Here is a 13632-nt window from a genome sequence, read left to right as displayed (position 1 = left end):
AAAAATATGATAGTGTTATTGGTGTTACCAATGATATAAAAGGATCACTTTATGCAACTCAACGAACGGCAGACCACCACACTTCGACTTGAAAAAAATCTCAAAGAAAGAGTCAAATATTTGGCAGGTGATAAGCGGAGTTCTTCTCATGCGCTGATGCTAGAAGCGATTAATCAATATGTTGAAAGAGAAGAAAAACAAAGTGATTACCGTAAAAATGCGTTATCTGCTTGGCATGAATACCAAGAAACAGGCGAGCATATTACCGCAGAGGAAACACTTAACTGGCTTGATACCTGGGGTACATCAAACGAGAAAAGTGCACCAACATGCCACAAGTAATTCTTCAGAAACGGGCTCAAGAAGATCTAATTCGTTTACAAGCCTTCCTTAAAAGAAAAAATCCATTAGCGGCGAGAAAAGCGGCAAATGCCATTTCAAATAGCATTAAATTGTTAATAAACACGCCATCAATAGGACGCCCCGTTGAGTCATTGAATATTGAGTTCCGAGAACTCGTGATCAATTTTGGCAGCAGCGGGTATGTTTTATTGTATCGCGATGACCAAGAACTTGATCGTGTAGTCATTTTATCAATTAAGCATCAAAAAGAATCAGGCTACCAGTAAGGTAGCTATCCAGAAGGTTGTCTCAATCTCTGCTGATCAATACTGTTGAAATCATCGATAAGTGAACCAAAGTTGCCGTCTTTAATTTTTGCCTTAATGGTTGCCACAGATTGAATGTGATCCCCCTCCAAGCTAACGTTACATAAAATAGTCGCATTCCAATAATGCTACCTTATTGGGGTCGTGGGTGAGTAGAACGGCTAGATCACTCCAGCCGAACCCTCCTCAGAACCGGACTTGCGGAACTACCGCATCCGGCTCCCGATAGATCAGTGTCCCCACACCTATTTAGTGAGATTGAAACAGTGATCGGGTTCTCCATTTTGTTGGATAACCCAGCATTTTCAGGATCAGAGCGAGCTTTTCCCATGTCAGGCGACGTCGCCCACCTTTGCGGTTAAACCACCTGAAGATAATACGGCGACTCTGGTGTATAAACTGGCCAACCCGTCTTTGATTGTCCGAAATGCCGTGATAGTTTACCCAGCCTCGGACAACGCTAATGACGGTATTCAGGGTTTGCCTTTTATTTGAGGTCAGATTCTTCCAGAGAAAGTCTCTTAGTCCTTTAAGTTTGGCCGCAAAGCGGTCTTTTCGACTGGTAAATTTCAGCCGCCAATATCCCTTTCGCGTTTTCCCCCAATAGCAGGTAAATCCCAGAAAGTTGAACGTCGGTAGACGTTCTCCGGACTGGCTGGCTTTTAGCGCTGCAATATGCCCCGCAGGTAATAGTTGCGATTTATCATCATGCAGTGCCAAACCATATTTATTCAATCGTTTCGGCAAGACTCTGTAGAAGCGTTCCGCTTCTCTTTGAATCTGAAAGGTAAATATCATGTCGTCAGCATATCTCACCATCTCCACACGTCCAGGAAGAGATGAACGGCTGATTTCATCAAACCATTTATCGAGCACATGGTGTAGGTATATATTGGCAAGAATGGGCGACAGAATTGACCCTTGCGGACAGCCTTGCTCGTTGCTGGATAATTGTTTACCTGCTATTACTGGCGCAGTTATCAGCACCTCGATCAATCTTAGGAAGCGCCTATCTGATATCTTTCTCCGCAGTAATTCCATTAATTCCCTATGAGGTATTCTGTTGAAATACTTACGGATATCGATTTCTACAATAGCCCCGTTCCAGTTACGGAAGGTTTGTTGTTGTAGCGCCTTTAATGCATCATGACAATTTAATTTCGGGCGAAAACCGTAAGAACAGGGCAGAAATAGCGGTTCGTATATCCTGCTCAAAATATCGCTGACAGCACGCTGTACCAGCTTATCTTCCACACAGGAAATCGCTAATGGCCGTTTACTGCCGTCTTCTTTTGGGATCTCCGTTATTCTGGCTGGCTTGGGTTGGTATGTCCCCTTGCGTATCCGCTTGACGAGATTCATAACATTCTCGTCGAGGTTTTCTCCGTATGCCGCCTTTGTCACGCGATCAATCCCTACGGCTTTATTCCCATCTAGCCGATAGAATTGTCCACACAGCATGTTGTTGTTTAGCAAATGTCCTAAGTTGTTGAACACGAGCTGTTTATCACATGCTGCTCTCTCACCTATGCGCTCAAGTTTAGTTAACCATGTTGTTCCGTCGTTGCTGAGTACGGTCATTGTTTCCCTCTTACGCGCGATCTATCTGCCCGCCCTTCGCTCCACGATCATTACTCGCTTCTTCGCTACTATGGCTGGCTCCGACTTCCAGAAGGCCTTCTTTTAAGCCTCGTGTTTGGCACTTGTGCTTAAAATACTCATTCCATTGAGAACCTTCTGGATCTCCGGGGTTCCACACTGTTCTCTACAAACTCGCCGACGCCTGCGACTCCGGTGTGTGTTTCATGATGGATTTCGCTAGTGTAACCATCGAGAAACCTTGGCCTGCTGACCCTCCAAGGCCATCGGCACAGCACCACTCGGGGATTTCGGAGTTATCGCGTTCATCTGTTGATTTCGGCTCGAATGTTTCACTGTCTACGCTTCACCACCTTCGTTACCTCTGGTAGCGCAAGACTCGCTACGTAGTGATCTAGCTAACCTTCTACGGCAGGACTTCCACCTGCAAGAACAGTGCAGCTTTGCCCAGCGCACTGGAGGAACCCCCAAAAGTGTTCGTTCTGAGTTAACACTATGAATTAAAAATTAAATTTAATGGTTGCAAACCATTTGTTTTATTTATCATCGTTATCAACAAATTATGGATAATTTAATCACCAGCTTCATGTATCATGTAAGGCGTATTATGGCGGAAGCCAAAGCTTATGCCGATAAGAAAAAAACTGAATACCATTCCGAACTGGTTGTTGATTTGCCTAAACTCGCTAAATTTCTCACGTGGTTTCCCAAACGAAAATTCAGTCTGAATCATGATGAATTAAATCAGGCGGCTTATAAAATCCTGCCAGAAGAGCAATTCCCCGTTCTAGCGCAATTTTTACAGGGAAGCACCTTTGATACAAAAGCAGCAATGCGTGAATTTTATTTAAAATCATCACGCTTATTCGCACTTTATCTGAGGCCAATCGTGCTAACCGTTCCATTTGTATTTTATAAAGAAAAAAATGAGGTTATCGCGCTGATTGATTTAATAAAAAAGCACTATGGTAGCGGAAAGGATCCATCAACATTGATATTACCAGAAGCGCTTAAAGACGCTATATCCAGAACACAGCTCGCTTATTTGAAGAAAAAATCCAGTGAGGAACAGGTCGATCCCCATTTATTTGAATGCTTTGTTTACCATAAGATGATGTTGAAAAAATAGCGCAATAATTTGGTTATCCAAAAATCCCAAATTATTGCGACCAACGCTTGGATGATGCCCTTTTGATGCTGGACACCACATGGGATAAAACGACAAAACGGATAAACCATCGAGAAAATACAGGGTTCAGTATAAAAGAAACCAAAACGGGCAGACAAGACTGGCGCTTGGATTATGATAGCAAGACGCCTCTTGATGACGCTTTTTTCAGCACCCTGCCTCAGGTAGAAATACCCGACCTCATGCTGTATATGGGGGAGCGGATTAACATGTGGAGTTCTTTTACCCACATAAGAACACGCTACAATAAAAAAAAGGAACCCCCGCCGCTGGCCATTATCGCCTGTATTCTATCGGAGGCCTTTGGCATTAGCATAGAAAAGATGGCAGAAATGTCTGATCTAAACCCTAACCTAATGCGCTCAACTCAAGAAGATTTTATACGCACAGGAACGGTATGCGCAGCGAATGACACAGTGGCTAACTTTATCCACTCACTGCCTATTTTTAAGCAATGGAATTTATTAGATGAAAAATTGTTAGCAGATGCGGATGGGCAAAAACTTCCGACCAGTGAAAGTACTATCCAGTCACGGTATTCAAAAAAACATCTTGGGAAATCTCCTGGGCTATCCATTTATACATTGATAGCCAATTTTGTTGCCGTTAATGCCAAGAACATTGGGCTTAATGAATATGAAGGGCATTCTCTTTATGACGTCATTCATGGTAATAAAACAGACATTACTATCGACAGGGTAACGGGTGATAATCACTCTCTGAATAAGCTCAATTTTGTTATATTGGATTCTATTGACGTTGATTATGTGCCTGGCATTAAAGATATAAGAGAAGCAGCGAATGACCTGTATTCCGTCAAAACACCGGATAATTACACAGGGATTATTCGCCCCAAAGGGAGTATCGATAAAAATCTGATTAAAGCACAAAAGAGAGGAATATTACGGGTATTACTGTCTTTATTACTGCAAGAAAATACGCAAAGTCACATTGTTAGAAAACTAAATTCCTTTGCGCGTTACGCTGGATTAAAAAGAGCACTGATTGAATATAATACCCTCTTTAAAAGCACACATGTATTGAATTTAATCGATAATATGACGCTTCGAAAGGCTATCCGAACGGCCAGAAATCGAACAGAGGCCTATCACCAGTTACAAGGTCTCATCAGGAAAATTTATCACGGGGTTTTTAAAGGAAAAAAGAGAATAACTAATCAGGTCAGCGCGCATGCAGTAAGACTGGTTGCAAATTCTATCATTGCCTACAACGCTATTATTTTAAATACCCTTTATGAAAAAATGCAAGCAGAGGGAGTTAGCCAGACAATTATTGATGAGTTTGTCAGGATTTCTCCTATTGCCTGGGCGCACATTGCCTTTACTGGTAAGTACAATTTTAAAAAGAGCAAGAGTGATTTTAATCTGGATACGATGATCAATGAGCTTGAAAAACATTTAAAACGATGCTTCTGGAAAGCCGCTTAACTCAGAACGAACACTTTTGGGGGTTCCTCCAGTGCGCTGGGCAAAGCTGCACTGTTCTTGCAGGTGGAAGTCCTGCCGTAGAAGGTTAGCTAGATCACTACGTAGCGAGTCTTGCGCTACCAGAGGTAACGAAGGTGGTGAAGCGTAGACAGTGAAACATTCGAGCCGAAATCAACAGATGAACGCGATAACTCCGAAATCCCCGAGTGGTGCTGTGCCGATGGCCTTGGAGGGTCAGCAGGCCAAGGTTTCTCGATGGTTACACTAGCGAAATCCATCATGAAACACACACCGGAGTCGCAGGCGTCGGCGAGTTTGTAGAGAACAGTGTGGAACCCCGGAGATCCAGAAGGTTCTCAATGGAATGAGTATTTTAAGCACAAGTGCCAAACACGAGGCTTAAAAGAAGGCCTTCTGGAAGTCGGAGCCAGCCATAGTAGCGAAGAAGCGAGTAATGATCGTGGAGCGAAGGGCGGGCAGATAGATCGCGCGTAAGAGGGAAACAATGACCGTACTCAGCAACGACGGAACAACATGGTTAACTAAACTTGAGCGCATAGGTGAGAGAGCAGCATGTGATAAACAGCTCGTGTTCAACAACTTAGGACATTTGCTAAACAACAACATGCTGTGTGGACAATTCTATCGGCTAGATGGGAATAAAGCCGTAGGGATTGATCGCGTGACAAAGGCGGCATACGGAGAAAACCTCGACGAGAATGTTATGAATCTCGTCAAGCGGATACGCAAGGGGACATACCAACCCAAGCCAGCCAGAATAACGGAGATCCCAAAAGAAGACGGCAGTAAACGGCCATTAGCGATTTCCTGTGTGGAAGATAAGCTGGTACAGCGTGCTGTCAGCGATATTTTGAGCAGGATATACGAACCGCTATTTCTGCCCTGTTCTTACGGTTTTCGCCCGAAATTAAATTGTCATGATGCATTAAAGGCGCTACAACAACAAACCTTCCGTAACTGGAACGGGGCTATTGTAGAAATCGATATCCGTAAGTATTTCAACAGAATACCTCATAGTGTCAACGCTACTTTAGATTGACCACTTTTTGCTACTTTAAAATGTCCAGTTTTTGCTAATTTTCCTGTTGGGTTTCTATTCCAGGCGCCTGGATAATATCAGTCGTTTTTATAGGCAACATGCCTGCTTTGCGTTTATTTTTGAGTCGATAGCTTTCTCCTTTAATATTCAATGTGGTTGAATGATGTAAAAGCCTGTCTAAAATCGCAGTTGCTAAAATGTGATCACCGAATACGTCCCCCCAATCAGTAAAACTTTTATTTGATGTGAGAATGATGCTCGCCTTTTCATAACGACGGCTCAATAACCTGAAAAATAGGCTAGCTTCTTCGCGATTCATCGGTAAATACCCGATTTCATCCAGTATTAATACCCTGGCATAGCACAGTTGCTGAAGTTGGCGTTCCAGACGGTTTTCTTGCTTTGCCTTCATTAAGGTACAGCAGAGTCTATCCAGAGGCATAAACAATACCCGATGCCCAGCTGTAGCTGCCTTGACAGCCAGCGCTATCGCCAAATGCGTTTTCCCTACCCCAGGTGGGCCTAACAAAATGACGTTTTCATGATGTTCGACAAACCTCAGCCCCGCCAGCTCGCGGATAATTTTCCTGTCTATACTTGGTTGGAAAGTAAAGTCAAATTGCTCCAAGGTTTTTATCCACGGCAAACGTGCTTGTTTTAACCGCGATTCCAAGCCTTTTTGGTGACGCCCGTTCCATTCCTGGGCTAATGCCTGCTGGAGAAATTCACGGTAGTTCAGTGCTTTCTTGGTGGCTTCTTCACATAAACTCTCCAACGCATCGCCCAGGTAATCCATTTTTAACCGTATCAACAAGTTTTCCATTTCCATCAGAGTAGCTCCTCATACACACTGAGCGAACGAGACGCTACTCGATTGACCTGTTGCCAAAGGGCTTGATGATGTTCTGGCACCTTTTGCCAGCCCTGCGTTACCTCCTGCAAGAGATGCGTCGCGAGCAGTTGCTCATCGCCGTAAATACGTAGCGTATTATCTAAACCGATACGAATATTAACCGCACGACCACACCAGAATGAAGGCACGCTATAGCGATTACCTCTGACATCGATATAGCTGTCCCATGCCACTTGTCGTAGGTCGAAGTAGCTGGTATCGAAATCAGTCGCAGGGAGTGGCATCAAGGCTATTTTTTCCTCAGCAAAACGATTTTCCGGTGTCTGCTTGAATTGACGAAGATGACGCTGGTCTGCCACTTTCGCCAGCCACATCGCTAGCAGTTGATTAACATGAGCGAAACTCTCAAACTGACGGTAGCGAGTGAAAAAATTGTGTTTAACATAGCCCACCATCCGTTCGGTTTTGCCTTTCGTTTGCGGTCGATAAGGCTTACAGGCGCGAGGGCTAAACCCATAGTGATTAGCCAGTTGCAGGAAGCCCGCATTGAACTCGATGTGGCCATTTTGTCCATGTTTGATAACAGCGGCTTTTTGGTTATCTACCAAGACATTTTTTACGCTGCCACCGAAGTAATTGAAGCTGCGAACCAGCGATTCATACGTGTGCTCAGCATCTTGCTTAGGGGCAGCAAAGACATGAAAGCGACGCGAAAAACCGAGCGTATTAACGGCAAAATTAACCGTACAGGCAGAGCCTGCCACCTCAACGATGATTTCTCCCCAATCGTGTTGAAGTTGATAACCGGGGAGGGTTTCAAAGCGTACCGTGTTTTTCGAGGCCCTGAGCGGACGTTTGGGATGTATATAACGTCGGAGCATCGCACTCCCACCCCGGTAGCCTTTTTCACGGATTTCCTCAAAAATAACCGCCGCATTCCAAACCTGTTCACTCAACCTTGAATCGATGTAGTCTTTAAAGGGCTCGAGTTTAGCAACCTGTTTTTTACCGCGTTTTGCTGTTGGCGGCGCAGGATAGCTAATGTGCCGTCTCACCGTTTTTTCTGAACACCCTATCTGATGGGCAATATCAACAATAAATGCCCCCTGTTGATGGCGTTGTTTTATCATGTAGTGGTCCTCTCTTCTTAGCATGCTTATTTCCCTCATGGCTTTGTCACCACAAAGGAAACTGCATTCTGGCTTGAGTGGACAAATTAAATTAGCAATTTACGGTCTTTTATCATTAGCGCTGACAAAACCCTCTATCCAACATTTTATCCAACGTTGTGATCAAACCCTACAGCAAATCCCGCTGTCATTGGGGGGATGGATACCGACGCAGATCGATTGTTTTCATGATAAGGCGGAAATACTTTTTGCCCGGTTGGAGGGCTCTGCCGTCGGTGCAAGTGATTTCAAATCCGGTGTAGAAAAACACTTTTCGGTTACCCCTGCTTTTAATGTGAAGCAACCCGATGCCGCGGTGTTCTTTGTTCCTATCAAGCCGGTACCGGAAGGCGATGACCCGTTACTGCCACTGTCACATCAGTTAGACAAACTGATTACGTTATTACAACGCCACAATGTGACCTTTACGTTAACGGACGTCCCGCCGCCGGAAAAGAAAACGGATGAGCCAGGCTTCGAACATCCTCTACCGCATTGGCGTGAAATGAATTTCAGTTATGACAGCAGGGTGACACCCCGCCTGATTTTTAAAAATGAAGCGATGCGTGGCATGAGAATAACAGCAATCGCCTTTGTGATTAATCAAGACAGTGCCGACATAAAATATAACGTCCAAGGGGTTATTTATGGCAAACCGTAATAGGGTAAACGTGATCAAAATCTTTCTCTTTTTCTCTTCCTTTTTCCCCTTATTAGTCCGCGCCAATCCTGAAATAAAAACCGTCGGTGAATTGGATGCCTTGCAAAGTCAAACCACGTATTACAAAGCGCTGGCGGCACGAAACAAAGCCAAAGAGGAGGTGGGATTAATCACACCGCATCAGACAGGTAGGTTAATAGAGACGCCTTCACGTGTGCGTCATCGTGATCCACTTCCTTACATTAGCAAAATCATTGGTAATGGCAAAACGATTGATGTGCGCTTGCGTTTTGCCGATGGCACCGAAATGACCCGAAAAAAAGGCGATCTTATTCCCGGTGGTTTTACCCTCAGTCAGGTTTCCTTGGATGAGGTAATTATCACCAACGCGGCGGGAAATAAAATACTGTTAAGTGAGGTCGCTCCATGAAAGTGATCAGTTTATCCGGTAGACATGCCGTACCGGATTACCGTTTACCGCCAAAATTAAATGATGCGATCTGTTTAGTGAAAGGCGATGACGGCGCTTTGACATTAAAAGTCGCCCTGCCCTTTATTGATTGTCTTGAGGTGATGGATTATGAGCGCCGGTTAAAAGTCAATAACGTTCAATTCACGTTAATGTCCTGTGCATTATCGGACATTGTCGAGTTGAAAAAATCGGCTGAGTCGGACGGGGAGAATGAGGAGGATAAATCGACAAAAACCATACAAAAAAGAATCATCAAAATCCTCAGTGACGCGGTAGAAAAAAGAGCCTCCGATGTGCATATCCGTTTGGAAAAAATCTTCTGCAAAGTGTATTTCCGGATTGACGGAAAGTTGGCTTATTACGGTGAATATGCGGCGGCTGAAGGCAGTCGGTATATCAATTGTCTCTACAACACCATGTGCATTAACCAAAGTCATGCTTCCGTCTCTTATTCTGAATCCTCCGATGCCAAAGTGAGGGAAGAATATGTGCAAGCACTGGGACTCACCGGCGGGCGTTTTGGTAGTCGCGCCAGTGGGGAGGGATTGGCGGTGGCGATCCGTTTAATCGCCCGGCGCGATAAAGCCTTGGCGATGCGAGAATTGGGGCTCACCGCGCAACAGGAAGACACACTGGAAAGGGCGATTTCTAAACCGTCGGGCATGATTTTTTTCACCGGTAACACTGGATCAGGAAAAAGCACCCTGGTTCAAGTGATCAGTGAACTTATCACCGCCAGAGACCCCGGCATTAATTTGATGACGGTTGAGGATCCGATAGAATCGCCGATCAAAGGGGCGGTGCAAACCGCACTGGGGGCGAAAGAAGCCTGGTGGCAAGCGATAAAAAGCCTGATGCGGCTCGATATTGACTGGATCGTGATGGGAGAAGTGCGTGATTCGCTTTCCGCCCTCGCGGCCATACAGGCAGCGCAAACGGGGCATTTTGTCTTAACCACCCTGCATACCAGCCATCCCATTGATACCCTCACACGACTGAAAGGGCTTAATGTCGACAGTGACTTACTGTCAGATGCCTCGCTCATCACCTGTTGTCAGCGCTAATGATAAAAGACCGTAAATTGCTAATTTAATTTGTCCACTCAAGCCAGAATGCAGTTTCCTTTGTGGTGACAAAGCCATGAGGGAAATAAGCATGCTAAGAAGAGAGGACCACTACATGATAAAACAACGCCATCAACAGGGGGCATTTATTGTTGATATTGCCCATCAGATAGGGTGTTCAGAAAAAACGGTGAGACGGCACATTAGCTATCCTGCGCCGCCAACAGCAAAACGCGGTAAAAAACAGGTTGCTAAACTCGAGCCCTTTAAAGACTACATCGATTCAAGGTTGAGTGAACAGGTTTGGAATGCGGCGGTTATTTTTGAGGAAATCCGTGAAAAAGGCTACCGGGGTGGGAGTGCGATGCTCCGACGTTATATACATCCCAAACGTCCGCTCAGGGCCTCGAAAAACACGGTACGCTTTGAAACCCTCCCCGGTTATCAACTTCAACACGATTGGGGAGAAATCATCGTTGAGGTGGCAGGCTCTGCCTGTACGGTTAATTTTGCCGTTAATACGCTCGGTTTTTCGCGTCGCTTTCATGTCTTTGCTGCCCCTAAGCAAGATGCTGAGCACACGTATGAATCGCTGGTTCGCAGCTTCAATTACTTCGGTGGCAGCGTAAAAAATGTCTTGGTAGATAACCAAAAAGCCGCTGTTATCAAACATGGACAAAATGGCCACATCGAGTTCAATGCGGGCTTCCTGCAACTGGCTAATCACTATGGGTTTAGCCCTCGCGCCTGTAAGCCTTATCGACCGCAAACGAAAGGCAAAACCGAACGGATGGTGGGCTATGTTAAACACAATTTTTTCACTCGCTACCGTCAGTTTGAGAGTTTCGCTCATGTTAATCAACTGCTAGCGATGTGGCTGGCGAAAGTGGCAGACCAGCGTCATCTTCGTCAATTCAAGCAGACACCGGAAAATCGTTTTGCTGAGGAAAAAATAGCCTTGATGCCACTCCCTGCGACTGATTTCGATACCAGCTACTTCGACCTACGACAAGTGGCATGGGACAGCTATATCGATGTCAGAGGTAATCGCTATAGCGTGCCTTCATTCTGGTGTGGTCGTGCGGTTAATATTCGTATCGGTTTAGATAATACGCTACGTATTTACGGCGATGAGCAACTGCTCGCGACGCATCTCTTGCAGGAGGTAACGCAGGGCTGGCAAAAGGTGCCAGAACATCATCAAGCCCTTTGGCAACAGGTCAATCGAGTAGCGTCTCGTTCGCTCAGTGTGTATGAGGAGCTACTCTGATGGAAATGGAAAACTTGTTGATACGGTTAAAAATGGATTACCTGGGCGATGCGTTGGAGAGTTTATGTGAAGAAGCCACCAAGAAAGCACTGAACTACCGTGAATTTCTCCAGCAGGCATTAGCCCAGGAATGGAACGGGCGTCACCAAAAAGGCTTGGAATCGCGGTTAAAACAAGCACGTTTGCCGTGGATAAAAACCTTGGAGCAATTTGACTTTACTTTCCAACCAAGTATAGACAGGAAAATTATCCGCGAGCTGGCGGGGCTGAGGTTTGTCGAACATCATGAAAACGTCATTTTGTTAGGCCCACCTGGGGTAGGGAAAACGCATTTGGCGATAGCGCTGGCTGTCAAGGCAGCTACAGCTGGGCATCGGGTATTGTTTATGCCTCTGGATAGACTCTGCTGTACCTTAATGAAGGCAAAGCAAGAAAACCGTCTGGAACGCCAACTTCAGCAACTGTGCTATGCCAGGGTATTAATACTGGATGAAATCGGGTATTTACCGATGAATCGCGAAGAAGCTAGCACTGGACATTTTAAAGTAGCAAAAAGTGGTCAATCTAAAGTAGCGTTGACATCAGAAGACAGCAATATTATCCTAGATTATGACGTTCAGAATATTGATTCTATCGAACTGAGCCTGAATTCACACAAGATAATATGCCTACTCAAGAATCCCAATGGCAGTAAAACCACCCTTTACTTAAACGACGCTTATACGCTTTCTGCTGATGGCAAAGAGCTGATATTAAAAAATAAATACAGCCTGCTCACCCACGATGGGGTATTACTCGATGCGGATAGCTGGCCGCCAAGCATCAAACAGCAAAATGGCCGCTGGGTGCTTCCGCCTCTGCCAGTACGCTACGTTTCTAGCTATGATCGCAGCGGGGAGGTGCTAAAGAATCCTGACTCCGAACAAAATTTCATTCAACTACAGCAAGAAAGCGGGATCATTACCGTTAATGGCCACCAACGGGTGCTGCCGAAATCGATGCGACTGTTATTAATCGACACTGGTTTTAACGACAGCTTAGAGGGGGATAACACGGATAATATGCTTTACAGCTTTGGCAGGGGTGACCGCTTGAAAGGGAGCGGAGGCAGTGATATCTATCATCTTTATCATGCTCAGCAAACGGATAGAAAAATCGTTATAGACAATGAAGACCCTAGGAAAATGTTGGATTTTTTACAACTTAATTCCGTCACTATTGATAAATTGAACCACATTAGTAAAGAAAATAACGATATTATTTTATCCTCTGCGATACGAGATCCGCGTATCGGGAGTGTAGACATCCGCATTAAAAACTTTTACCTTCACGATAATTATCGCCATGTTGCTATCTCGGATAAAGAAAGTGATCGCTATTTATTGGATATCGATTCCGAGGATAACCAGGTTTATTTTTATCGTTTACATTTTGATGAAAAACAGGGCAAATTTTATTGCGGGCAAAAACAAGTTAACCCACAAGCGACGACAGGCAATGACATTCTCGCCTTATCCGGTGCCATTACACTCCTCGATAATACGTTCAACGCCTTGGCCGGCAATGATGAAATCATCGACCAAAGTCACGGTGATCGTACGCTACGTGGCGGTGAAGGTAATGATATTTTGCTCGCAGGCTACCAACAAAATGGCGTAAAAACATTCTATGGTGACCAGGGAAACGACCAGCTTTACGGGGGGAGGGAAAACGATAAACTGTTTGGCGGTGCTGGCAAGGACACGCTCAAGGGCAATGGCGGTGATGATGATCTCGACGGGGGCGAAGGAGATGATAGCTACCTGTACCTGCGCGGTGATGGCCGTGATTTTATCACCGACAGCGGCGGCACAGATAAATTGATATTGCTCGGCGAGATAGCGGAAAGCGATGTACAGCTAGAAATAGATGGCCAGGATCTGCGCCTGACAATTACACCTGATCATCTTCACAGTGAAGGCAGTATCTCGTTTTCTAATCAAATCGAGCAAATAAAGGTGGGGCAAACGATTTACAACACCGCTCAACTTATACAGGCCGTATCTGCCTTTCGCACGGAAAGAAGATCAGCCTATTCCATCAGTTTGAATGAATTAATCACTTATCGCCCTGGTCAATGGTTAACAGCACCTCCTATGGAAACATTGAAAAACTCATAAATTTGCCAGACGGGCTGTAA

General features: G+C 45.1%; 13 protein-coding genes and 2 pseudogenes. 11 read left to right on the top strand and 4 right to left on the bottom strand.

Annotated features, from left to right (window positions below):
* Positions 1-51: 51 nt before the first annotated feature.
* The gene (locus tag AACL30_RS02725) at positions 52-342 is read left to right on the top strand and encodes a CopG family ribbon-helix-helix protein (RefSeq protein WP_339056803.1); all 291 of its coding nucleotides are present in this window, start codon (positions 52-54) and stop codon (positions 340-342) included.
* Entirely contained in the window at positions 330-629 is a 300-nt protein-coding gene (locus AACL30_RS02720; RefSeq protein ID WP_339056802.1) for a type II toxin-antitoxin system RelE/ParE family toxin, read from the top strand. The genes AACL30_RS02725 and AACL30_RS02720 overlap by 13 nt, the downstream gene beginning before the upstream one ends.
* Positions 630-917: 288 nt before the next feature.
* Here AACL30_RS02720 and ltrA read toward each other — a convergent pair whose 3' ends face one another.
* On the bottom strand, positions 918-2249 hold the full coding sequence (gene ltrA, locus AACL30_RS02715; RefSeq protein ID WP_339057662.1) for a group II intron reverse transcriptase/maturase: 1332 nt from the start codon (positions 2247-2249) through the stop codon (positions 918-920).
* A gap of 625 nt (positions 2250-2874) precedes the next feature.
* On the opposite strand from ltrA, the gene AACL30_RS02710 reads away from it, so the two are divergent.
* From AACL30_RS02710 to AACL30_RS02700, 3 genes and pseudogenes are all read left to right on the top strand, one after another.
* On the top strand, positions 2875-3396 hold the full coding sequence (locus AACL30_RS02710; RefSeq protein WP_339057734.1) for a hypothetical protein: 522 nt from the start codon (positions 2875-2877) through the stop codon (positions 3394-3396).
* Between the two features lie 167 nt (positions 3397-3563).
* Positions 3564-4904 (top strand): Tn3 family transposase, encoded by a 1341-nt coding sequence (locus tag AACL30_RS02705; protein WP_339057663.1) that lies wholly within the window; start codon positions 3564-3566, stop codon positions 4902-4904.
* 505 nt (positions 4905-5409) lie between these two features.
* Positions 5410-5946, top strand: a pseudogene (locus tag AACL30_RS02700) (reverse transcriptase domain-containing protein); the annotation flags it as partial.
* A gap of 52 nt (positions 5947-5998) precedes the next feature.
* Here the strand turns inward: AACL30_RS02700 and istB are convergent.
* Positions 5999-6796: an IS21-like element helper ATPase IstB gene (gene istB, locus AACL30_RS02695; protein ID WP_339058365.1), complete on the bottom strand. Its 798-nt coding sequence runs from the start codon at positions 6794-6796 to the stop codon at positions 5999-6001.
* Positions 6793-7971, bottom strand: coding sequence for an IS21 family transposase (istA, locus tag AACL30_RS02690; RefSeq protein ID WP_339056344.1), 1179 nt, complete (start codon positions 7969-7971; stop codon positions 6793-6795). Before istA (AACL30_RS02690) ends, istB begins: the two co-directional genes overlap by 4 nt.
* Here istA (AACL30_RS02690) and pilO2 point away from each other — a divergent pair.
* Genes pilO2 through AACL30_RS02675 form a run of 3 tightly spaced genes read left to right on the top strand, consistent with a single transcriptional unit; the run spans position 7970 to position 10183 of the window.
* Positions 7970-8647, top strand: coding sequence for a type 4b pilus protein PilO2 (pilO2, locus tag AACL30_RS02685; protein WP_339057733.1), 678 nt, complete (start codon positions 7970-7972; stop codon positions 8645-8647). The genes istA (AACL30_RS02690) and pilO2 overlap by 2 nt on opposite strands.
* Positions 8634-9077 (top strand): type IV pilus biogenesis protein PilP, encoded by a 444-nt coding sequence (pilP, locus tag AACL30_RS02680; protein ID WP_339057732.1) that lies wholly within the window; start codon positions 8634-8636, stop codon positions 9075-9077. Before pilO2 ends, pilP begins: the two co-directional genes overlap by 14 nt.
* The gene (locus AACL30_RS02675; protein ID WP_339057731.1) at positions 9074-10183 is read left to right on the top strand and encodes an ATPase, T2SS/T4P/T4SS family; all 1110 of its coding nucleotides are present in this window, start codon (positions 9074-9076) and stop codon (positions 10181-10183) included. Before pilP ends, AACL30_RS02675 begins: the two co-directional genes overlap by 4 nt.
* Here AACL30_RS02675 and AACL30_RS02670 read toward each other — a convergent pair.
* Positions 10148-10276 (bottom strand): hypothetical protein, encoded by a 129-nt coding sequence (locus AACL30_RS02670; RefSeq protein WP_339057730.1) that lies wholly within the window; start codon positions 10274-10276, stop codon positions 10148-10150. The two genes, AACL30_RS02675 and AACL30_RS02670, sit on opposite strands and share 36 nt — an antisense overlap.
* Here AACL30_RS02670 and istA (AACL30_RS02665) point away from each other — a divergent pair.
* The 3 genes and pseudogenes from istA (AACL30_RS02665) to AACL30_RS02655 all read left to right on the top strand — a co-directional run bounded on the left by istA (AACL30_RS02665) (position 10275) and on the right by AACL30_RS02655 (position 13612).
* Positions 10275-11453: an IS21 family transposase gene (gene istA / locus AACL30_RS02665; protein WP_339056344.1), complete on the top strand. Its 1179-nt coding sequence runs from the start codon at positions 10275-10277 to the stop codon at positions 11451-11453. The two genes, AACL30_RS02670 and istA (AACL30_RS02665), sit on opposite strands and share 2 nt — an antisense overlap.
* Positions 11450-11983: pseudogene (locus AACL30_RS02660) on the top strand (ATP-binding protein); the annotation flags it as partial. The gene istA (AACL30_RS02665) and the pseudogene AACL30_RS02660, both read left to right, overlap by 4 nt.
* The gene (locus AACL30_RS02655; RefSeq protein WP_339058380.1) at positions 11963-13612 is read left to right on the top strand and encodes a calcium-binding protein; all 1650 of its coding nucleotides are present in this window, start codon (positions 11963-11965) and stop codon (positions 13610-13612) included. The pseudogene AACL30_RS02660 and the gene AACL30_RS02655, both read left to right, overlap by 21 nt.
* Positions 13613-13632: the final 20 nt, after the last annotated feature.

Source organism: Candidatus Regiella endosymbiont of Tuberolachnus salignus (assembly GCF_964020115.1).
GTDB lineage: Bacteria > Pseudomonadota > Gammaproteobacteria > Enterobacterales > Enterobacteriaceae > Regiella > Regiella insecticola.
This window is presented reverse-complemented; position numbering and strand designations above follow the sequence as displayed.

Excerpts from the sequence above, each read along its gene's own strand:
- istA (WP_339056344.1), bottom strand. The coding sequence starts at position 7,971 with ATGCTAAGAAGAGAGGACCACTACATGATAAAACAACGCCATCAACAG.
- AACL30_RS02655 (WP_339058380.1), top strand. The coding sequence starts at position 11,963 with ATGAATCGCGAAGAAGCTAGCACTGGACATTTTAAAGTAGCAAAAAGT.
- pilP (WP_339057732.1), top strand. The coding sequence starts at position 8,634 with ATGGCAAACCGTAATAGGGTAAACGTGATCAAAATCTTTCTCTTTTTC.
- AACL30_RS02670 (WP_339057730.1), bottom strand. The coding sequence starts at position 10,276 with ATGCTTATTTCCCTCATGGCTTTGTCACCACAAAGGAAACTGCATTCT.
- AACL30_RS02725 (WP_339056803.1), top strand. The coding sequence starts at position 52 with ATGCAACTCAACGAACGGCAGACCACCACACTTCGACTTGAAAAAAAT.
- pilO2 (WP_339057733.1), top strand. The coding sequence starts at position 7,970 with ATGCTTATTTCCCTCATGGCTTTGTCACCACAAAGGAAACTGCATTCT.
- AACL30_RS02675 (WP_339057731.1), top strand. The coding sequence starts at position 9,074 with ATGAAAGTGATCAGTTTATCCGGTAGACATGCCGTACCGGATTACCGT.
- istA (WP_339056344.1), top strand. The coding sequence starts at position 10,275 with ATGCTAAGAAGAGAGGACCACTACATGATAAAACAACGCCATCAACAG.
- AACL30_RS02710 (WP_339057734.1), top strand. The coding sequence starts at position 2,875 with ATGGCGGAAGCCAAAGCTTATGCCGATAAGAAAAAAACTGAATACCAT.
- AACL30_RS02720 (WP_339056802.1), top strand. The coding sequence starts at position 330 with ATGCCACAAGTAATTCTTCAGAAACGGGCTCAAGAAGATCTAATTCGT.
- ltrA (WP_339057662.1), bottom strand. The coding sequence starts at position 2,249 with ATGACCGTACTCAGCAACGACGGAACAACATGGTTAACTAAACTTGAG.